The sequence below is a fragment of the Spiroplasma endosymbiont of Danaus chrysippus genome (genome assembly GCF_902809815.1).
GTDB lineage: Bacteria > Bacillota_I > Bacilli_A > Mycoplasmatales > VBWQ01 > Spiroplasma_E.
In genome coordinates this window covers 49,101-69,502 of sequence record NZ_CADDIL010000004.1, presented here as the reverse complement: position 1 = coordinate 69,502, position 20,402 = coordinate 49,101, and the positions used below count along the sequence as shown (strand labels likewise).

Sequence of the window (20,402 nt, the reverse complement as noted above, 5' to 3'; positions counted from 1 at the left end):
ATGCATTTAAGTGAAGTTATAGTAAAACCAGTATTAACTGAGAAAACTTATAAACAAATGGCTGAAGGTATTTATACATTTACTGTTAACCGTAAAGCTAATAAAAGTCACGTTAAAAAAGCCTTTGAACAGATTTTTGAAGTTAAAGTAGCAGACGTTAATATTATTAATAGTAAACCAAAAACTAAAACTGTTGGTAGATTTGTTGGAAAAACATCGGCAGTAAAAAAAGTTCTTATTAAATTAGCTCCTGGTGAACAATTAAGTTTGTTTAGTTCTGAAGAACAAAGCTAATGAGATTGGAAGGAGAAAAAAACAATGGCAATTAGAAAAATTAATCCCACTACTGCAGGAAGACGTAATATGACCGTTCTGGATTACAAACAGAACTTAACTATTGGTAATAGCCCTGAAAAATCTTTATTAGTAAATTTAGTTAAACAAGCTGGTAGAAATAATCAAGGTAAAATTACAGTAAGACATCAAGGTAATGGTCATAAGGTTAAATACCGTATTATTGATTTTAAACGTAACAAAGACAATGTAGTTGGAACAGTTAAAACAATTGAATACGATCCAAATCGTAATGCTAACATTTGTCTTATTTTTTATCTTGATGGTGAAAAGCGTTATATCTTAGCACCAAAAGGAATCAAAGTAGGAGATAAGTTATTAAGTGGTGAAAACAGTGATACTGTTAAAATTGATATTACTGTTGGTAACTGTTTACCATTATCACAGATTCCACAAGGAACAGTTGTTCATAATGTTGAATTAAAACCAGGTAAAGGTGGACAAATGGCACGAAGTGCTGGTGGTAGTGTTCAAATTCTTGGTCGTGATGAAACAGCTAAGTATACATTATTAAAATTAACATCAGGTGAAGTTAGAAAAGTATTAAGTAATTGTCGAGCTACAATTGGTACAGTTGGAAATGATGATCATAATTTAGTAAACATTGGTAAAGCGGGAAGAAATCGTTGAAAAGGAATTAGACCTACTGTTCGTGGTAGTGTTATGAATCCAAATGATCACCCACATGGTGGAGGAGAAGGTAAAGCTCCAATCGGAAGAAAAGCTCCAGTAACACCATGAGGTAAAAAAACATTAGGTTTAAAAACTCGTGATAGTAAAAAAGCATCAAATAAATTAATTGTACGAAGAAGAAATGCAACAAAGTAGGAGGAAAGTAATATATGTCAAGATCTTTAAAAAAAGGACCCTTTGCTGATAGTCATTTATTAAACAAAGTGGAAACTCAAAATAAAAATAAATCAAAAAAAATTATTCAAACTTGATCTCGTCGTTCAACAATTTTCCCACAATTTGTTGGACATACATTCGGTGTACATAATGGCAAAACACATTTACCTGTATATGTAACAGAAGATATGGTTGGTCATAAATTAGGAGAATTCGCACCCACACGTAAGTTTGGTGGTCACGGTTCTGACAAGAAAAAGCGTTAGGAGATAGAAATTATGGAAGCAAAAGCTCATTTAGATAAATTACGCATTAGTCCAAGAAAAGTGCGTTTAGTAGCCGATTTAGTTCGTGATAATGCTGTTGCCAAAGCTCTAGTAATTCTAGCTCATGAAAAAAAACGCGCAGCACAGCCAATTATAAAATTAATTAATTCAGCAGTTGCTAATGCTGCTAATAACTATGGAATGGAAGCCAACAAATTACGTATTAAGGAAATATTTGTAAATGAAGGTCCAACTATGAAAAGATTTATGCCCCGTGCTCATGGTAGAGCATATCAAATCTTAAAAAGAACAAGCAAAATCACTATCGTGGTTAGCGATAATTAGGAGGTAAATAAGTAATATGGGTCACAAAGTTAGTCCAAATGGATTAAGATATGGTATCAATAAAGATTGACAATCACGTTGATATGCAACTAGTAACGAAGATTTAGCAAAATGAATTTTAGAAGACCACAAAATTAGAAAAGCACTATTTGCACATTTAAAAACTTCTGGTGTTTCTAAAATTGAAATTGAAAGAACTAAATCACAAATTACCTTATTTATCCACTGTGTTCGTGTTGGTTCAGTTTTAGGGCAAGGCGGTTCAAAGATTGAAGTATTAACAACACTAGTTCGTAAAACAATTAAAAATCGTAAAATAGGTATTAGAATTAATGTTGTTGAAATTAAAAATCCTGATATTGATGCGCAAACAATTGCTAATACATTAGCACAACAAATAAGCAATCGTATGTCACATCGTACAACACAAAAATTAGCAATTCGTAAAGCACTTCGTGCTGGAGCAAAGGGAATTAAAACTCGTGTTTCAGGAAGACTTGGTGAAGCGGATATGGCACGTGTTGAAGGTTATTCAGAAAGTAGTGTTCCTTTAGCAACATTACGTAGTAATATTGATTATGCTACTGCTGAGGCAAAAACAACTTTTGGTCAAATTGGTATTAAAGTTTGAGTATATAAAGGTGAAATTTTATCAGGAACTGACTCAACTCAACCTGAAATTATTTCAAAATATAATCAAAGAAATAATAACAATCGCCGAAATAATTACTCACAACAACCACGTAAGGAGGTAAAGTAAGATGGCTATACCTAAGAGATATAAACACTCTTGCGTCCACCGTTTAAGTTATGAAGGAACTGCAAAAGGTTGTAAAACAGTTGCTTTTGGAACTTACGGACTTCGTGCTGAAGAAGGTTCTTACATTACTGAAAGACAAATTGAAGCAGCCAGAGTAGCAATGACACGTTACATGAAACGTGGTGGAAAAGTTTGAATTAGAATCTTTCCACATTTACCAATTAGTAGAAAACCAGCGGAAGTACGTATGGGTTCAGGAAAAGGTTCAATTGATCATTGAGTTTCAGTAGTAAAAGCAAAAACAGTTATGTTTGAAGTATCATATCCTAATGAAGCAACAGCACGTGAAGCATTGCGTCTTGCAATGCACAAGTTGCCAATCAAATGTAAAATTGTTACTAGAGAAATAAAACCAACAGAAGAAGTAAAGGTTGCTAAAAATTTAACAACAGAATTGGGTGAAGCAAATGGAAATGCAAGTAATTAAAAATAAATCAACTTTAGAATTACAACAACATGAAGAAACTCTTCGTGCGCAATTGTTTGCTTTACGAATTCAAAGTTCGTTAGGTAAACTAGAAACTGCGCATATGATAAATAATCTTCGTAAGGATATTGCTCGTATTAAAACTGAATTAACTATCAGAATTAATAATGGTGAAAAAATCAAACCATTACATATTAATAAAATGGTATTACCAGAAGAAAATAAAGAAAGCAAAAAAACTAAAAAAGTTGCTAAAGTTGATGATAAAAAAGATATTAAAGTTAAAACAATAACTAAATCAGAAGTTATTAAAGAATGAGATAAAATTGCTAAAAAAGAAGTTACTGAAAAAACAACTAAAGCAAAATCATCAAACAAAGAAGTTAAAAAAGTTACTACTACTAAAGTAGAAAAACCATCTAAAAAACCTACAGTTAAGAAAACTGTGACACCAGCTAAGGAGGACAAAGAATAATGACAAATATTATTCCAAGCAAACAACGTAAAACTTTTGTTGGAATTGTAAGTTCTGACAAAAATGATAAAACAATTACTGTTGTTGTTGAAACTTCAAAACGACATCCAATGTACCATAAAAGTTTTAAGTCAACTAAAAAGTATCATGCCCATGATGAAACTAACCAAGCTAAAATTGGTGACAAGGTTGAAATCATTTCAACTCGTCCACTTTCAGCTCTAAAACGCTTCCGTTTGTTAAAGATTATTGAATCTAAAACAAATAAAAAAGCTTAATTAACCAGGAGGATAAGAAAGATGTTACAAAATCTATCGTGAGCCAATGTGGCTGACAACACTGGTATTAAAGAAGTTATGGTTATTAGAGTTTTGGGTGGTAGTACTAAAAAATTTGCTAAAATCGGTGATATTGTTGTTTGTTCAGCAAAATCAGTAACACCTAATAGTGCAATGAAAAAAGGACAAGTTGTTAAAGCAGTTGTCGTACGTAGTAAATTTGGTGTAAAACGTAATGATGGTTCTTGTGTAAAATTTGATGATAATGCAGTAGTAATTATTAAAGAAGATAAAACGCCACGTGGTACTAGAGTATTTGGTGTCTTGGCTCGTGAAGTTAAAGAGCGTGGTTATAATAAAATTGCTTCTTTAGCAGAAGAAATTGTTTAGGAGGATGAAATAAATGGCAAGCAAAAAGAAACCAGTTATTAGTCTTGATACTAAATTAAAAAGAGGCGACCAAATTAAAATCATTGCAGGAAAGCATAAAGGTCATACCGGACCAATTATCCAAGTACTTCGTGAAAAAAATCGTGTTATTATTGAAGGTATTACTGCTAAGAAAAATAAAAAACCTACCCAAAATGATAAAGAAGGTGGAATTGTGGAAGTAAAAACTAGTGTTCACATTTCTAATGTAATGATCCTTGATGGTAAAAAAGATAAAAAAGTAACAAAAATTGGGTACAAAATTGATAAAGATGGCAAAAAAATTCGTATTGCACGAAGATCTGAAACAGAATTACGATAATAAAGGAGTAACAGCATAAAAATGAATCGTTTACAAGAAAAATATAATAAAACTATTATTCCCCAATTGCAAAAAGAATTAAATTTTACATCAATAATGCAAGTACCCAAAATTGAAAAAGTTGTTATTAATATTGGCGTTGGAGATGCAAGTAGTAATCCAAAAGCCATTGATAAATCAGTATCTGAATTATCAAAAATTACTGGTCAAAAACCAATTATCACTAAAGCAAAAAAATCAATTGCCGGCTTTAAATTAAGAGCAGGAATGCCAATTGGTTGTAAAGTTACATTACGTGGCGAAAAAATGTATGATTTCCTTGATAAATTTATCTCAATTTCTTTACCAAGAATTCGTGATTTTCAAGGCTTATCAGTTAAAGCATTTGATCAAAATGGTAATTACACTGTTGGTATTAAAGAACAAATTATTTTCCCTGAAATTAATTATGAAGAAGTAGATAAAGTTCGTGGTATGGAAATCTCAATTATTACCACAACATCAAATAATGCAACAGCATTATTGTTATTAAAAAAAATAGGATTACCGTTTAAAAAACAAGGAAAGCAGGTGGCATAAGATGGCAAAAACTTCATTAAAAGTAAGACAAGCCCGTAAATCAAAGTTTAGTACGCAAGCATATACACGCTGTCAAAAGTGTGGCCGTCCTCATGCGGTTATTCGTAAATTTATGTTATGCCGTATTTGTTTTCGCGGTTTAGTATACCAAGGACAAATTCCTGGTATTAGAAAAGCATCATGATAGGAGGTATATAATTATGATGACAGATCCAATAAGTAATATTTTAACAGTTATTCGTAATGCTATTAGCGCTGCGGATAGCAGTAAACATCGAGTAGTTAGTGTACCTTCTTCAAAACAACTAGTTAAGATAGCCGATATCTTGCAAAAAAATGGTTATATTGAAAAATATCGTGTTACTAAAGAAAATCCTAGCAAACCTAAATTAGAACTTTTATTAGTTCATACTGGTAAAAGTCCAATTCTTGGTTTAAAAAGAATATCTAAACCAGGATTAAGAATGTATGCAAAATGTGAAGACTTACCAAGTGTGTTAAATGGTTATGGAATTGCAATCATTTCTACATCAAAAGGTATTATGACAAATAAACAAGCAAAAAAACTTGGTCTTGGTGGCGAAGTTCTTGCTTATGTATGATAAGGAGGAAACTATATGTCACGTATTGGTAACCGTATTCTTACCATTCCAGTAAATACTTCAATAACGCTAGATGCAAGTAACTTGTTAACTGTTACAGGAGCAAAAGGTTCTTTAAAAAAACTATTGCCAAATGTTATTAAAATTAACCTTGATGAAGAGAAAAAAACAATTACTACAACAAGACCTGATGATAACAAAAAAAATAAACAACTTCACGGAACAACTAATTCATTAATTAATGGAATGTTAGTTGGTGTATCAACAGGTTTCATGAAAGAATTAGAAATAAATGGTGTTGGATATCGTGCTGCTGTTCAAGCTAATGTCTTAAATTTAACATTAGGATATTCTCATCCTATTAAGTTTGAAATTCCGCAAGGAATTAGCATTGTTGCTCCTAAACCAACAGTATTACAAATTAGTGGTATTGATAAACAATTAATTGGAGAAGTTGCAGCCAAAATTCGTAAATTCCGTAAACCAGAACCATATAAAGGTAAAGGAATTAAATATAAAAATGAACACATTCGTCGTAAGGAAGGAAAAGCTGCTGGTAAAGGTAAATAATCTTATACTGGCACTTAAGGAGAATAGAAAATGATTAATAAACAACAAGCTCGTAAAGTTCGTCATTATCGTATTCGTAGTAAAATTATGGGTACTAGTGAAAGACCACGCTTAAATATCTTTAAATCTAATAATAGTTTTTATGCTCAAATTATTGACGATACTGCTTCAAATACAATTATTGGTGTATCAACATTAACATTTAAAGATTTAGCATCAAAAAGCAATATAGATGCTGCTACTAAACTTGGAGAAACAATTGCTAATTTAGCTATTAAGAAAAAAATTAAAAAAGTGGTTTTTGATCGTGGTGGATATTTATATCATGGTAAAGTGAAAGCATTCGCAGAAGCGGCGCGTAGTGCTGGATTAGAATTCTAAAAAAGGAGAATTAAAAGTATGAGTTTAGAAAATAAAAAAATAATTATTGATGATAAAGAAAATACTGAAGTTCAAAAATCAGTAGCAAAACCTTCTGTTAAAGCAGAAGTAAAAAATCCTGCTGGTAATGAAAATAAAATTAGACATACTAATTCATCACAACCAAGAAATAGCCACGATAAAAAAGAAAATAAAGTTCGTGAACCACGTAAAAATTTTGAACGTAAACCAAAAACTCCAAGTGAATTTATTGAAAAAGTGATTTGAATCAGAAAAATTAACAAAGTAACAACTGGGGGAAGAAGATTGCGTTTCTCTGCTGCTGTTGCTATTGGTAATGGTAAAGGAGTAGTTGGTTTTGGTATATCTAAAGCCAATGAAGTTCCTGATGCAATTAAAAAGGCAATTGAAGCTGCTCACAAAAATTTAACAACAATTACGATAACTAAAAACAATAATTCTATTGTTCATGAAGTTAAAGGTAAATATTGTGGAAGTGAAATTTTATTAAAACCAGCTAAAGAAGGAATCGGAATTAAAGCTGGTGGATCTGCTCGTGATATTTTAGAATTAGCTGGTATTCATAATATTTATTCAAAAGCATTTAGATCTAGAAATAAAATTAATTTAGCTAGAGCAACAATTGCAGGTCTTGGCAATGTTAAACCAGCAGAATATTTTATAAAAAATAAAAATCTTACTACTAAGCGTAGTAATGGTTAGAGGTGGATTATGGAAACAACATTACATAACTTAAAACCAACACCAGGTTCTCGTAAAGACATTAAACGTTTAGGTAGAGGAACTTCATCTGGAAAAGGTAAAACGGCTGGTAAAGGGACAAAAGGACAAAATGCCCGTACCGGTGGTGGAACAAGACCCGGATTTGAAGGAGGACAAACACCACTGTACCGTCGTATTTCAAAACGAGGGTTTACTAACTTTACTACAACCAATTATAGTATTATTAACTTAGAACAAATTGATTTAATTAAAGAGCATGAAATAACACCTGAACTTTTATTTCAATTAAAATTGATTAGAAGTAAAAAAGATGGTATTAAAGTTCTTGGTAAAGGTAAATTAACAACACCAAAAACAATTAAAGCTCATAAATTTTCAAAATCAGCAATTACTGCTATTGAACAAGCCGGAGGAAAAGCGCAGGTGATCTAAGTGTTCACAACAACCCGTGAATTAATAAAAAAGTATAAAGAAGTTATAATTAGAATTTTATTTACCATTTTTATTTTATTTATCTTTCGTGTTGGAGCATTTATTACAGTTCCAGGAGTAACTTTGAATGAAGATTTAAGTAGCAGTAATAGTAGTGGTATTGAATTCTTTAATTTAATTTCAATGTTAGGTGGTGGTGCTATTAGCAGATTTTCTGTTTTTGCACTTGGAGTATCACCTTACATTACTGCATCAATTATTGTGCAGTTATTATCAACTGATGTTGTTCCTACTTTAACAAGATGGGCTAAATCAGGCGAAAAAGGTAAGAAAAAATTAGAGTTAATGAATCGAGTATTAACTGTTCCCTTTGCTATTATGCAAGGTTTTGCCACTATCTTTGGCTTACAATCTCAACATATTATTAGTGTTTATTGAAGTTCGGGATCGGGAGCAGCCGGACCAGAAGTTTTCTATTATGTATTAATTCCAGCTATTTTACTAGCAGGGACAATGTTATCATTATGAATCGCTGATCAGATTACTAATCATGGTATTGGTAATGGAATTTCACTAATTATTTTTGGTGGAATTGCTGCTAATTTACCATTTAACTTAGCTTCAACTTTTAAGTATTGAGTAGGACCAGATACTAATAACGGTGTTATTTTTCAAGGGGCTTTAAAATTTGCTCTTTATTTTGCAGCCTTCCTACTGATTATTCTTGTTGTTGTATTCTTTAGTGAATCAGAGCGACACTTACCAATTCAACAAACTGGTAGTGGTTTAACTTTAAAGGGTGATAAAAGTTCTTATTTACCTTTAAAAGTTAACTCAGCCGGAGTAATTCCTGTTATTTTTTCTTCGGCACTAATTACTGCTCCAATGACAGTGGCACAAATTGTTGATCAAAATAGTGGTTTTGCTAATTTTGCTAAAAATTATTTATCTTTACAGTCGTGGCCGGGAATTAGTATTTTTGCTATAATGACGATTATGTTTACTTTCTTATATGCACAAGTGCAAATTAATCCCGAACAAATGGCTAAGAATTTTCAAAAATCAGGAACTTATATTCCTGGTGTTCAGCCAGGAAAGGAAACAGAAATTTATATTAAAAGAATGTTAAATCGTTTAAGTACGATTGGTTCCTTTTTCTTAACTGCTGTTGCAGTAACTCCATTTTTGATTTCTAAATTTACTAATCTACCTTCTTCATTAGCAGTTGGTGGAACTGGATTAATAATTATGGTTGGAGTAGCATTAGATACAACAAAACAAATTAAGGGACGAATTACTCAACATTCATTCTTAAATTATAAGGACAACAAAGATGCTAAAGAACACTTATGGTATTAGGGGGTAACGATGAATTTAATTATTTTAGGTCCACCAGGATCAGGGAAAGGGACACAGTCACAGTTTCTGAAAGAACAATATAATTTAATGCATTTATCAACTGGTGATTTGTTTCGTGATGAAATCACAAAACAATCACCAGTAGGTAAAAAAGCTCAAACTTATGTTAATAAGGGTCAATATGTTCCTGATGAGATTACAAATGAGATTATTAGTAATACTTTAAAAAATATTAAACATAATTTTATTCTTGATGGTTATCCAAGAACAATCTCACAAGTAGCATCATTAGATAAAGTATTAACAAGTTTGAATAAAACGCTTTCAATGGTATTGTATCTAGATATTAATGAAGAAACAGTTATTAAACGTTTGTCTTCAAGAGTTACTTGTCCTCAATGTAAAGCAATTTATAATCTTAATTTCCTACCACCAAAGATTACTGGTATTTGTGATAATGATGGGGTAAAATTAATTAAGCGAATTGATGATAGTGATGAAAAGACAATTATCAATCGTTTAAAAACTTACAAAGTAGCAACGGCACCATTGGTAGATTCTTATCAAGAACGTGGACTGTTAAGAACAGTGGATGCCAACCAAGATAATAGTGATATTAAAGAACAAATTAAATCATATTTATCATCATTAAAAGGAAATAAAAATAATGGTTAGCATTAAAAGTCAAAGTGAAATTCAAAATATCAAAGCCGCTAGTCAAGTTGTAGCACTTATTCATAAAGAGTTAGCAAAGATAATAAAAGTTGGGATAACGGGTAAAATACTTGATAAAGTGGCAGCACAAATTATTAAAGAAAATAATGCTGTACCTTCTTTTTTAAATTATCATGGGTTTCCTGCCACAATTTGTGTTTCAGTTAATGAACAATTAATTCATGGCATTCCTAATGATAAACCTTTTAAAATGAATGATATTGTGAAAATTGATGCTGGTGCTGCTGTTAATGGTTATCATGCAGATGCTTCCTTTACAATGTGTGTTGGTGGGAAACCAACACCAGAACAAGCAAAACTTATTAATGTGACTAAAGAATCATTAAATAAAGCAATAGCAATTATTGCACCAGGAGTTAGAATTGGTGATATTAGTAATGCCATTCAAACTTATGTAGAAAGCGAAGGCTTTTATTTACCAACATCATATACTGGGCATGGTATTGGTAAAAAACTCCACGAAGACCCAGCTATTCCTAATGTTGGTAAGCCCAACACTGGAATAAAATTGCAGTCAGGAATGACAATTTGTATTGAACCAATGATTCAAACAACAACTGATAAAATTCTGGTTTTAAGTGATAAGTGAACAGTAGTTGCTGCTGATAAACAGCAAACTGCTCACTTTGAACACACTATCCTAGTAACTAATGATGGATGTGAAGTACTAACAATACTTAATGAAAATCAAAAAAATAATGAGGAATGTAATTAATGGCTAAACCAAAACAAGTAGTTAAACCCAAAGTTCAAAAAGTAAAAAAAACTAATGATAGTACTATTGAATGTGAAGGTATAGTAATAGAAGTCTTACCTAATGCTAGATTTAAAGTAAAGTTGAATGAATATGACTTTACTCCTATTGTAAGACCATCGGGTCGTATGCAAACACATAAAATTAAAATTATCAAAGGTGATAATGTAAAAGTTGAATTATCAACTTATAATTTAACTGAAGGACGAATTACTTTTCGTAACAGAATGGCTACTACACATTTACCGATAAATAAAGATGATGAAAACAAAGAAAACTAATATTTTAACAGGAGGAAAATGATGAAAGTACAAGCATCAGTTAAAAAAATTTGTGACAAATGTCAACCAATCAAACGTAAAAAACGTAATGTAATCATTTGTGAAAATCCTAAACATAAGCAACGTCAAGGATAGAAATATTAAGGAGGAAAAATAAATATGACATCAAATACTAACAATGCAAGTCGAAGAATTGCGCAAGTAAATATTCCTGGAAATCAACATACAGTAATTGGTTTAACAAGAATTTATGGAATTGGTCGCAGCAAATCTTCAGAAATATTAAAAGAACTAAAAATTGAAGAAACTAAAAAAATTAATGAATTAACAGAAAAAGAATTAAGTTCAATTAGTCAATTAATTGAAAAGAAATATAAAACTGAAGGTGAATTAAGACGTGAAGTGTCTTTAAATATTAAGAGATTAATGGAAATTGGATGTTATCGTGGTATTCGTCATCGTAAAGGATTACCAGCCAGAGGACAATCAACAAAAACTAATGCAAGAACTTGCAAGGGACCACGTAAAACGGTTGCTAACAAGAAAAAAGCAAGTTAATTAGGAGGAAAAAAATAATGAATATAAAAACAACAGTAAAGAAAAAAATTAAAGTTAATCCTAATTTTATTAAAGCAAAAGCATTTATTAAAGCAAGTTTTAATAATACTATTGTTACTATTAGTGATCTTAATGGTAATGTTATTGCTTGATCAAGTGCTGGAGCAGTAGGTTTTAAAGGAACTCGTAAATCAACTCCTCACTCAGCACAGTTAGCAGCTGAAGCTGCAGGTAAAACTGCTATGGAACACGGAGTTAAAATTTTAAGTGTTTTTGTTAATGGAACAGGACCAGGAAGAGAACCATCAATTCGTAGTTTACAAGCAGTAGGTTTTGAAATCAAAGATTTAAATGATGTGACACCAATCCCTCATAATGGTTGTCGTCCACCAAAAAAACCAAGAAAATAAAGTAGGTGAAAATAAAACATGGAACAACAATTTTTAAAACCAAAATTTAGTTTAAACAGTGAAAATAGTGCTATTAATTACAGTGAATTTATTGTGAGTCAATTAGAACGTGGTTATGGAACAACTTTAGCTAATGCCTTAAGAAGAACATTATTATCTTCAGTACCAGGTATTTCTGTATATGCAATTAGAATAAGTGGTGTATCTCATGAATTTACTGCAGTTAAAGGTGTAATTGAAAATGTTTCTGAAATAATTTTAAATGTTAAGGACTTAGTTTTAGCTTTTGATGGTGATATTCAAAAGGACGAAAAAATTGCTAATTTAAAAATTAGTATTACTGGTGAACAAGATATTACTGCCGGAGATATTATTTGTCCAACTGATGTTAGAGTAGTTAATCCAGAATTAATTATTGCTCGAACAACTTCAAGAAATGTTCTTTTTGAAATGGAATTAATGGTAAAGAAATCTCGTGGTTATTCTTCATTTGAGGAAAATAAAAAAGAAATTGCTAATAGTTCAGGAATTATTGCTATTGATTCAAACTTTTCACCTGTTGAAAAAGTTGATTATAAAATTGAACCTGTAACTAAAACATTAAAGGGTATTGAATATGAAAAATTAATTCTTGGTGTACAAACTAATGGTTCAGTTAAAGCAGCATCAGCTATTGCAATGGCAGCTAAAATTTTAATGAGTCATATTGATTTTTTTGTTAATTTAGATGATAATGTTAAAAACTTTGAAGTTATTTCAATTACTAATGAGCAAGAAAATAATGATTTAAACAAAGCCTTAGAAGAATTGAATTTAACTGTTCGTTCATACAATTGTTTAAAACGTGATGGTTATAAAACTTTGGGTGATATTGTAACTAAAAGTTTAGATGAAATTAAACAAATTAAACATTTGGGTTCAAAATCAATTAAAGAAATTGAAGATTGTGTATCAAAACATAATTTAGAGTTTTCTATTAAAAACTAAGAAGGAGGATAAGAAAAAATGTCATATATTAACGATATCGGAAGAAATAGTGCTAAAGTAGATGCTGAAATCCGTAATTTAGCAAGTGAATTAATTGTTTATGGAAAATTAGTTTTGTTAGAAAAAAGAGCAAAAAGATTACAAACATTTATTGAACCTTTAGTAACGTTAGCTAAACGTGGTGATTTGCATTCAAGAAGAATGGCAATTGCTAAATTGCGTAAAATTACAACTAAAGAGCATCCAAAGGATGGTGTTATTCCAACATTATTTGGCAATATTGCTGAAAGATATAAAGACCGTAAAGGTGGATATACAAAGTTAATTAAAGTAGATAATAGAACTGGTGATAATGCACCAATGGTATTAATTACTTTTGTTTAATTAAAAATATTAAAGCAAGAAAATTTTGGAAAGAGTAAAGCATTTTTATGTTTTCTCTTTTTTATTTTGTCCCACTTTTAGTTATTTTTAATAATTAATTTATGGTTAATATTTATATATTTTTTATTTAATAGAAAATAAGAAAGGGGACATTTTAATAAAATGAAAAAAGTAATTGTTGATATAATTGAAGCAGCAGTTAATTTAAATAGAGTAACAGTTATAGAATTAGTAAAAAAATTTGCAATTGAATTAAAAAATGAAGGGAAAACTAAAGATGCCGATTATATTACTTCTATTATTGGTAATACATCAACCATATCGATTAATTCAATTAATGATGAATATTTAGTTGTTAAAAAAGAAGAGTTATCAAATAAAATTATTTGAGAAAATTATGAACCATTACAAAAAAATGATTTATTTTTTAGGAGATCATAATAAAACTTCTAAAATTGGAGCAGTTAAAATCTTAATTACTGGTCGTCCTGGAACAGGAAAAACATCATTTGTAAGTGATATTGCAAAATCACTTGATAAAAAATTATTTTCAATTAGTGCTCCAAATTTAAATTCCCATAAATTAGGTGAAACTCAAAAAAATCTTCAAAAATTATTAATAGATATTAGAAAAAATTATATAAATTCTATTTTTATAATTGATGAGTTTGATTCTCTTATTGGTTCTAGAAATAGAGAAATAAATGATGAATATCAAAGAATGATTGGAACATTTAATATGATTTTAGAATCATTACCAAAAGGGACAATTTTATTTGCAATTTCTAATCAAGTCAATTCCATAGACTCAGCAACTTTAAGAAGATTTAATGGGACGTATTTCAAATGTGGATATAATTTAATTTTCTTTAAATAAAAGATAAAATTAAAATAAATTATTAATTTTTATAAATATTATAACCCTATTTAGGGTTAATGTCAAGTCTTAATATAGATTTTATTAACTTTTATAAAATAAAAATTCCTAACTATTTAGGTTTAGATTTATTAAATTTTATAAATTTAAACAAACACTTTTAATTTATTAATTCTTGCTTGTTTTAATTTTAATAAATTAAAAAATGCTTCTTTTGAATAAATTTTTGCATTATTATTAGATATTGATTTTATTAAATGATAAACATCACTTTCAGCACTACAATGTTAAAGATTGTAATAGTAAAGTATTAGTTACTTTAAAAACTTTAAATATAGAAGATAGTGTAATTCAATTTTTTAATATGTGTTATTTTCATAAAAAACAATTTAAAAATAAAATAAAAGAAATAAGAGAATATTATAAAAATAATTAAATTAAATTTTAAAAAATTATATTTTCACATTTTAAAATTTTTATATGTATAATTTAATTGTTAAAAACTTAATAAAAATATTTTTATTTAAATAGATAAAATAAAAAGAAGAGCCTTTCTAATTCGTTGAAGTTAGAGTAGTTTTTTCTTTTTTTGTTTTTAACACATATTTATTAATGAAAGGAAATATTTATAATGAAATATTTTAGTCCAAGTTATTGATTTAAAATGTGATTATTATCTGTACCACTTTTTAATTCTAAAAGTAAAGGTATATATACTAAGTCAATTGATAATCAAAATATTAAAAATTGAGCTAGCAAAAATACTAATTTAGAATCAATAAACCAAGAAATAGATTTTACAAACTCAAGTATTAATTATCAACCATATAATTTAAATCAAGTAACAAATCAAAATATAAACTCTATTTATCAAACAGAATTAGAAACAAGTACTCATAAACATAGGCATGAAAAAAGTAGAAACAAACATAAAAGACAACCAAATATTAATTTAAATTTTAATAAAATGACAAAACAAGAATTAAAAGTCTATTATGATTATTATTCTCATAATAATAAACAATTAGATTTCGGACCATCAATTCATACATATAACAAAAATAAATGATTTTTACTTGATTTAGTAGACAATAATCCAGTTGATTATAATAAAATTGAATTTTTAGGTGATGTTGATAGTGAATGTTGAGGTACAATGGTTAACTGAGGAAAGTGAGTTTATACAAATGATTGTTATGCAAGTTGAGGAAAAGTTCATAAATTAAAAGGTACAAATCTTAAATGATTTTTTAAGAATAGAGATAATAATTTTCATGATATAATTTACAATACACAAGATGATATATCTTCAGATTTAAGTAAACACCAAGAATTACAAAAATTTTGAGATAAAGATGGTGGTGCTAAAATTGATATTAATCAAAGATTTGCTTTAACATTTTATTGAAAAAAAAACCGTTATTATATGAAGGTATTCGGATTACAATATTGTGAATGATGAGCTTCTGCAGCACATTTTAATTGTCATTTAAAATTGGGTAGTGGCATTAGATTATATAAGGATGATAATGATTTTGTAAATTTAAATAGAAATTTTCAAAGAGAAAAAGTATTAAATTTATATTATAATGATACTGACAAAAATCATGATTTTACGTATATTCATGATTGATATTATAATCATACTGGTAATAAAATTATTAAAACTTTTAATTTAGGAAAAACTAATCCAATTGATTATAATAAAATTCAATTTTTAGGTAATTATGAAAATTTTAAATTATCAAGAGTAAGTTGAGGCAATGTGCCTTACTATACTGAGAAAAAAATTAATGATTTTAACAATAAAAATCTTCATGAAATAATTAAAAATTATAAGTTTGATGAAACAAATAAAGATAAAATTTCTGATTATACTACGATTTTATTACAACCTAAGACAACAAAATGATGAAGTAATGCTTGACTTGAATGAAGTCAATCTTTGGGTTTAACTTGATATTGAGAAAATAATAGTTATTTCTTACAAGTTATATCTAGTGAATATGCAAATGATGGTGGGTCTTTATCTGGTGGTTCTCTATTTATGAGTATTGGTAATGGAATTAGATTATATAATGATGATGAAGTTGAAACTCAAATTCCAAATCCTAATGATAGAAAAAAAAGAGAAGTATTTGATATAAATAAATTAGAAAAAAATGAACTTAAAAATCTAACTAAATGAACTGATGAATTTACAAATTCTATAAATAATGAACAATATTTAGCAATTGATAATAAACCTAATTTTGTTACAAATAATATAACAAGTTTATAATTAAAATTTAAAAATATAAATAAAAAAAGTTACCTTAATTGGTAACTTTTTAATTAAGTACGAATCTAATCATATAAACTAACATAATTTTGAAAACTTTTTATTTCATATTACTTACATAAGTAAGTAATATTATTATACATTATTTAAGATTGTGGAGAAATATTATTTTGTTTGTGTTTTCTTTTAAAAATATCTAAAAATTTAAAATTTCGATTTTCTTTTTTAAATATTTTATTTGCTCAAAATAAACCAAAAAAGTTTAAAGATATGAACATAAGAAGTATGCCCATTTTTTTGTCTATGACATAAATCATGACCTTTACATGTAATTAATAATAAAAAGAGGCTTTTTAGTAATCTGTGTTTCTTTGTTTTACAAAGTACTAGTTCAGATTAATTCTGTCTTCAAATTTTATCATAAAATGAGCAATTGCTGTATTTCAATTTTGAATAGGCAATGTTCATTTTTTTGTGATATTTTCAATTGCTAAGTAAAAAATTTTAAAAACTGCCATATCATTAGGAAAAACTTTTTTATTTCTAATAACTTTTCGTAATTGGCTATTAACAGATTCAATAGCATTTGTAGTATAAATTACCCTTTTAATTTCTGCTGGATAACTAATAAAAACCATTAAATTTTCTCAATTTTTATATCAAGATTTAGCAATTTGTGGATATTGTTTATTTCATTTACTTTCAAATGATTCTAAAGCTTGCATTGCTTGTTCTTCACTACATGCTGTATAAATTGGCTTTAAATCGATAACTAGAGACTTTCGATGTTTGTATGAAACATATTTTAAGCTATTTCTAATTTGATGAACTATGCATAATTGATGTTCAGTTTTAGGATAAACTGATTGTATTGCCTCTGACATGCCTGTTAAATTATCACTACAAGCAATAAGAATATCATTTAAGCCTCGATTTTTCATTTCTGTAAAATTATTTAATCAGAATTTAGCACCTTCATTTTCACTAATTCATAAACCTAAAACATCTTTTTTACCTTCTAAATCAACTCCTAAAGCTATATAAACTGATTTGTTAATAATACGTTTATCCTGACGTACTTTAACTACGATACAATCAAAATAAATGATTGGATAAACACTATCTAATGGACGATTTTGCCATGCTTTGACATCATCAATGACATCATCAGTAATTTGACTAATTACGCTTTCGCTAATATCTGCGCCATCATATAACTCTTGCAACTGCATTCTAATATCTGATAAAGTCATACCTTTTGCATATAGTGAAAGAACTTGTTGATCAAAACCATCAAATCTTCTCTGTCTTTTTGTGATTATTACTGGTTCAAAATTACTATTGCGATCTCTTGGTACATCAATTTCAATTTTACCTTGTTGAGTTATTAATTTTTTTGATGTTGTACCATTACGAACATTGTCATTATTACTGCGTTGATTTCTTTCGTGTCCTAAATAATTTTGCATCTCAGAATTCAACATTTTTTCTACCAATCGTTTAGTTAATTCTTTATATAAGCCTCCCTCTTTAAAAACTGTTGTTAAATCCTCAGTATTTTCTAATAATAAATCTACTGCTTTTGATATTGGATCATTGTTATTAAGATTATCTTTTTTAGCCATCTGTAACTCACTCTTTCTAGATATATAAATTATATTTACTAGAATTAATTAAACATAGTTATTTTTGTAAGTCACACAGATTACTAAACATTCCCTTNAAACATCTTTTTTACCTTCTAAATCAACTCCTAAAGCTATATAAACTGATTTGTTAATAATACGTTTATCCTGACGTACTTTAACTACGATACAATCAAAATAAATGATTGGATAAACACTATCTAATGGACGATTTTGCCATGCTTTGACATCATCAATGACATCATCAGTAATTTGACTAATTACGCTTTCGCTAATATCTGCGCCATCATATAACTCTTGCAACTGCATTCTAATATCTGATAAAGTCATACCTTTTGCATATAGTGAAAGAACTTGTTGATCAAAACCATCAAATCTTCTCTGTCTTTTTGTGATTATTACTGGTTCAAAATTACTATTGCGATCTCTTGGTACATCAATTTCAATTTTACCTTGTTGAGTTATTAATTTTTTTGATGTTGTACCATTACGAACATTGTCATTATTACTGCGTTGATTTCTTTCGTGTCCTAAATAATTTTGCATCTCAGAATTCAACATTTTTTCTACCAATCGTTTAGTTAATTCTTTATATAAGCCTCCCTCTTTAAAAACTGTTGTTAAATCCTCAGTATTTTCTAATAATAAATCTACTGCTTTTGATATTGGATCATTGTTATTAAGATTATCTTTTTTAGCCATCTGTAACTCACTCTTTCTAGATATATAAATTATATTTACTAGAATTAATTAAACATAGTTATTTTTGTAAGTCACACAGATTACTAAACATTCCCCAATATTATGGTAGTAATAATATGACCGAAGTACCATTAAATTATGATAATGCTTCATTAAATTGAGATTATAATCACATGAGTTTATAAATAAGTAAAAATGCCTATTAAAGGCATTTTTTAATATTAATAAATACTTTTTACTTCTGTTTGTTTATTAATAGAATTTAATTTATTTTGTAATTTAGCAATTTTATTTTGTTTTTTAATTTCTTTTTTATTTGGGTCTGTTAAAGATTTACCAAATGCAACTAATGCTTTTCCTAATTTAATTAAAACATAACCCCCATTAATACATAAATTAGCAACTATAATAATTGTTGTAGTATCCACATATTAATCACCACCTTTCTAAAAAATTTGATTAATTTTTAATACAATTTTTACAATAATGAATATAATTAAACCAGCAACCGCAGAAGATAATAAAACTCCTATTAAACCTAAAATAATCTTTATAATTTTAAAAAACATAATATTATTCCTGTAATTCTTCTAATTTTAAAAGTTGGCCAAATCTTGTAGGGTCACTAACGATAGCAATGGTATCATTTTGCATTTGTAAAGAAATTATTATTCTATCATTAACTTTATCTCAATCCAAAGTTTGAACCTCTTTATTTAACTCACCATATAAAAATTCTTTACACATAAAAGCAAATTTTTTATTACTTGATTGACTTTCAAAATTATAATAAATTTTATATTTAGTATTTGATTTAAAAGTATATTTAATATGATTTATATTAATTTTTGTTCCTACTTCTTTTCATTTTGGAATACTTGGAATTGGATTATTTTTTAATTCAATATCTCAACAATTTTCTTCAATTTCATTTGTTTCTAAATTATTAGAAATAATTTTTATTGGTTTATTCATATTAATTTTATTTGGTGAAATAATATTTAATGTATTACTAGTAATTTTATAAATATTTTCATTATTTTCTTCTAATTCTTCTAATTTTCATAAATTACCGTTTCTTGTATTTCCAGCTAATCAAGTAAATATTGGAGTATTTGTTCTATTACAAATTAAATAAGGTTGAGAATGATTTATATCAAATGTTAATTCAGTATTACTTCCTTTTGAATAAATAAATTCTTCATAAATATAAATATCAGATAATATTAATGTTTGTCTTCTAATACCATAATTAAATCATATACGATATCTTTTATTTTCTTTACAATCATATGTAATAGTTTGATTAACTCCATTTATAACACTTGTAGCAACTATTAATCACTTTTCTTTATCTTGCTTTTTATCTAATAAATTATCAACATATTGTTTTGTAGTTGCATCTTTTTCTTGTTCTGGTTCACCTATATCAACAATTCTAGTATTATTTGAAGTAATAATTCTTTTTTCTTTAGGTTGAATAATATTTGGACTATTAGGGTCTACTTCTCATAATGATTCACTACTACCACCAGTAGTACTAATAGTATTAGTT

The 20,402-nt window shown here is 28.0% G+C and carries 32 protein-coding genes; 29 read left to right on the top strand and 3 right to left on the bottom strand.

The annotated features are described in order from the left end of the window. The 29 genes from rplW (at position 1) to SPIRDC1_RS05440 (ending at position 16,499) form a co-directional block, all read left to right on the top strand. Positions 1–294, top strand: coding sequence for a 50S ribosomal protein L23 (gene rplW / locus SPIRDC1_RS05580; RefSeq protein ID WP_174480932.1), 294 nt, complete (start codon positions 1–3; stop codon positions 292–294). A gap of 24 nt (positions 295–318) precedes the next feature. Further along, on the top strand, positions 319–1,182 hold the full coding sequence (gene rplB, locus SPIRDC1_RS05575; RefSeq protein WP_174480931.1) for a 50S ribosomal protein L2: 864 nt from the start codon (positions 319–321) through the stop codon (positions 1,180–1,182). A gap of 14 nt (positions 1,183–1,196) precedes the next feature. Continuing rightward, on the top strand, positions 1,197–1,469 hold the full coding sequence (gene rpsS, locus SPIRDC1_RS05570; protein ID WP_174480930.1) for a 30S ribosomal protein S19: 273 nt from the start codon (positions 1,197–1,199) through the stop codon (positions 1,467–1,469). Positions 1,470–1,481: 12 nt separating this feature from the next. After that, positions 1,482–1,814 carry a 50S ribosomal protein L22 gene (gene rplV / locus SPIRDC1_RS05565; RefSeq protein WP_174480929.1) on the top strand — a complete coding sequence of 111 codons (333 nt, stop codon included), beginning with the start codon at positions 1,482–1,484 and terminating at the stop codon, positions 1,812–1,814. 16 nt (positions 1,815–1,830) lie between these two features. Further along, a complete protein-coding gene (rpsC, locus tag SPIRDC1_RS05560; protein ID WP_174480928.1) occupies positions 1,831–2,574 on the top strand; it encodes a 30S ribosomal protein S3 in 744 nt (247 codons plus the stop codon). Between the two features lies 1 nt (position 2,575). After that, positions 2,576–3,061 carry a 50S ribosomal protein L16 gene (gene rplP, locus SPIRDC1_RS05555; RefSeq protein ID WP_174480927.1) on the top strand — a complete coding sequence of 162 codons (486 nt, stop codon included), beginning with the start codon at positions 2,576–2,578 and terminating at the stop codon, positions 3,059–3,061. Next, positions 3,042–3,536 (top strand): 50S ribosomal protein L29, encoded by a 495-nt coding sequence (gene rpmC, locus SPIRDC1_RS05550; RefSeq protein ID WP_174480926.1) that lies wholly within the window; start codon positions 3,042–3,044, stop codon positions 3,534–3,536. Before rplP ends, rpmC begins: the two co-directional genes overlap by 20 nt. After that, the gene (gene rpsQ / locus SPIRDC1_RS05545; RefSeq protein WP_174480925.1) at positions 3,536–3,814 is read left to right on the top strand and encodes a 30S ribosomal protein S17; all 279 of its coding nucleotides are present in this window, start codon (positions 3,536–3,538) and stop codon (positions 3,812–3,814) included. The genes rpmC and rpsQ overlap by 1 nt, the downstream gene beginning before the upstream one ends. A 21-nt stretch (positions 3,815–3,835) precedes the next feature. After that, positions 3,836–4,204 (top strand): 50S ribosomal protein L14, encoded by a 369-nt coding sequence (gene rplN / locus SPIRDC1_RS05540; protein WP_174480924.1) that lies wholly within the window; start codon positions 3,836–3,838, stop codon positions 4,202–4,204. Positions 4,205–4,217: 13 nt separating this feature from the next. Beyond that, the gene (rplX, locus tag SPIRDC1_RS05535; protein ID WP_174480923.1) at positions 4,218–4,565 is read left to right on the top strand and encodes a 50S ribosomal protein L24; all 348 of its coding nucleotides are present in this window, start codon (positions 4,218–4,220) and stop codon (positions 4,563–4,565) included. Between the two features lie 21 nt (positions 4,566–4,586). After that, entirely contained in the window at positions 4,587–5,144 is a 558-nt protein-coding gene (gene rplE / locus SPIRDC1_RS05530; RefSeq protein ID WP_174480922.1) for a 50S ribosomal protein L5, read from the top strand. 1 nt (position 5,145) lies between these two features. Beyond that, positions 5,146–5,331 carry a type Z 30S ribosomal protein S14 gene (locus tag SPIRDC1_RS05525; protein WP_174480921.1) on the top strand — a complete coding sequence of 62 codons (186 nt, stop codon included), beginning with the start codon at positions 5,146–5,148 and terminating at the stop codon, positions 5,329–5,331. A 13-nt stretch (positions 5,332–5,344) separates the two neighbouring features. Then, on the top strand, positions 5,345–5,749 hold the full coding sequence (gene rpsH / locus SPIRDC1_RS05520) for a 30S ribosomal protein S8 (protein ID WP_174480920.1): 405 nt from the start codon (positions 5,345–5,347) through the stop codon (positions 5,747–5,749). Between the two features lie 12 nt (positions 5,750–5,761). Continuing rightward, entirely contained in the window at positions 5,762–6,316 is a 555-nt protein-coding gene (gene rplF, locus SPIRDC1_RS05515) for a 50S ribosomal protein L6 (RefSeq protein WP_174480919.1), read from the top strand. A gap of 30 nt (positions 6,317–6,346) precedes the next feature. Then, positions 6,347–6,697, top strand: a complete 351-nt coding sequence (rplR, locus tag SPIRDC1_RS05510; protein ID WP_174480918.1) for a 50S ribosomal protein L18 — start codon at positions 6,347–6,349, stop codon at positions 6,695–6,697. Positions 6,698–6,715: 18 nt separating this feature from the next. Further along, the gene (gene rpsE / locus SPIRDC1_RS05505) at positions 6,716–7,420 is read left to right on the top strand and encodes a 30S ribosomal protein S5 (protein ID WP_174480917.1); all 705 of its coding nucleotides are present in this window, start codon (positions 6,716–6,718) and stop codon (positions 7,418–7,420) included. A 9-nt stretch (positions 7,421–7,429) separates the two neighbouring features. Continuing rightward, positions 7,430–7,873: a 50S ribosomal protein L15 gene (gene rplO, locus SPIRDC1_RS05500; protein WP_174480916.1), complete on the top strand. Its 444-nt coding sequence runs from the start codon at positions 7,430–7,432 to the stop codon at positions 7,871–7,873. After that, positions 7,874–9,232, top strand: a complete 1,359-nt coding sequence (secY, locus tag SPIRDC1_RS05495) for a preprotein translocase subunit SecY (RefSeq protein ID WP_174480915.1) — start codon at positions 7,874–7,876, stop codon at positions 9,230–9,232. A 9-nt stretch (positions 9,233–9,241) separates the two neighbouring features. Continuing rightward, the gene (locus SPIRDC1_RS05490; protein WP_174480914.1) at positions 9,242–9,907 is read left to right on the top strand and encodes an adenylate kinase; all 666 of its coding nucleotides are present in this window, start codon (positions 9,242–9,244) and stop codon (positions 9,905–9,907) included. Then, a complete protein-coding gene (gene map / locus SPIRDC1_RS05485) occupies positions 9,900–10,682 on the top strand; it encodes a type I methionyl aminopeptidase (protein ID WP_174480913.1) in 783 nt (260 codons plus the stop codon). Before SPIRDC1_RS05490 ends, map begins: the two co-directional genes overlap by 8 nt. Beyond that, positions 10,682–11,002, top strand: coding sequence for a translation initiation factor IF-1 (gene infA / locus SPIRDC1_RS10510; RefSeq protein ID WP_174480912.1), 321 nt, complete (start codon positions 10,682–10,684; stop codon positions 11,000–11,002). Before map ends, infA begins: the two co-directional genes overlap by 1 nt. Before the next feature lie 21 nt (positions 11,003–11,023). Next, a complete protein-coding gene (gene rpmJ / locus SPIRDC1_RS05475) occupies positions 11,024–11,137 on the top strand; it encodes a 50S ribosomal protein L36 (protein ID WP_174480911.1) in 114 nt (37 codons plus the stop codon). Positions 11,138–11,161: 24 nt separating this feature from the next. Continuing rightward, on the top strand, positions 11,162–11,560 hold the full coding sequence (gene rpsM / locus SPIRDC1_RS05470) for a 30S ribosomal protein S13 (RefSeq protein WP_174480910.1): 399 nt from the start codon (positions 11,162–11,164) through the stop codon (positions 11,558–11,560). A gap of 17 nt (positions 11,561–11,577) precedes the next feature. Further along, complete coding sequence (gene rpsK / locus SPIRDC1_RS05465) at positions 11,578–11,970, top strand: 30S ribosomal protein S11 (RefSeq protein WP_174480909.1); 393 nt, start codon at positions 11,578–11,580, stop codon at positions 11,968–11,970. Between the two features lie 18 nt (positions 11,971–11,988). After that, complete coding sequence (locus SPIRDC1_RS05460) at positions 11,989–12,957, top strand: DNA-directed RNA polymerase subunit alpha (RefSeq protein WP_174480908.1); 969 nt, start codon at positions 11,989–11,991, stop codon at positions 12,955–12,957. An 18-nt stretch (positions 12,958–12,975) separates the two neighbouring features. Further along, entirely contained in the window at positions 12,976–13,341 is a 366-nt protein-coding gene (gene rplQ / locus SPIRDC1_RS05455) for a 50S ribosomal protein L17 (RefSeq protein ID WP_174480907.1), read from the top strand. A 162-nt stretch (positions 13,342–13,503) separates the two neighbouring features. After that, entirely contained in the window at positions 13,504–13,782 is a 279-nt protein-coding gene (locus tag SPIRDC1_RS05450) for a hypothetical protein (RefSeq protein ID WP_174480906.1), read from the top strand. Beyond that, positions 13,757–14,218: an AAA family ATPase gene (locus SPIRDC1_RS05445; protein WP_174480905.1), complete on the top strand. Its 462-nt coding sequence runs from the start codon at positions 13,757–13,759 to the stop codon at positions 14,216–14,218. The genes SPIRDC1_RS05450 and SPIRDC1_RS05445 overlap by 26 nt, the downstream gene beginning before the upstream one ends. 631 nt (positions 14,219–14,849) lie before the next feature. Next, the gene (locus tag SPIRDC1_RS05440; RefSeq protein ID WP_174480904.1) at positions 14,850–16,499 is read left to right on the top strand and encodes a hypothetical protein; all 1,650 of its coding nucleotides are present in this window, start codon (positions 14,850–14,852) and stop codon (positions 16,497–16,499) included. 386 nt (positions 16,500–16,885) lie between these two features. On the opposite strand, the gene SPIRDC1_RS05435 is transcribed toward SPIRDC1_RS05440, so the two are convergent. The 3 genes from SPIRDC1_RS05435 to SPIRDC1_RS05425 form a co-directional block, all read right to left on the bottom strand. After that, positions 16,886–18,124 (bottom strand): IS256 family transposase, encoded by a 1,239-nt coding sequence (locus SPIRDC1_RS05435; RefSeq protein WP_174479940.1) that lies wholly within the window; start codon positions 18,122–18,124, stop codon positions 16,886–16,888. A gap of 98 nt (positions 18,125–18,222) precedes the next feature. Then, a partial coding sequence (locus SPIRDC1_RS10505; RefSeq protein ID WP_368668558.1) for an IS256 family transposase occupies positions 18,223–18,847 on the bottom strand: 625 nt, incomplete at its 3' end. Between the two features lie 221 nt (positions 18,848–19,068). Next, positions 19,069–19,275, bottom strand: a complete 207-nt coding sequence (locus SPIRDC1_RS05425) for a hypothetical protein (protein WP_174480902.1) — start codon at positions 19,273–19,275, stop codon at positions 19,069–19,071. Positions 19,276–20,402 lie beyond the last annotated feature (1,127 nt).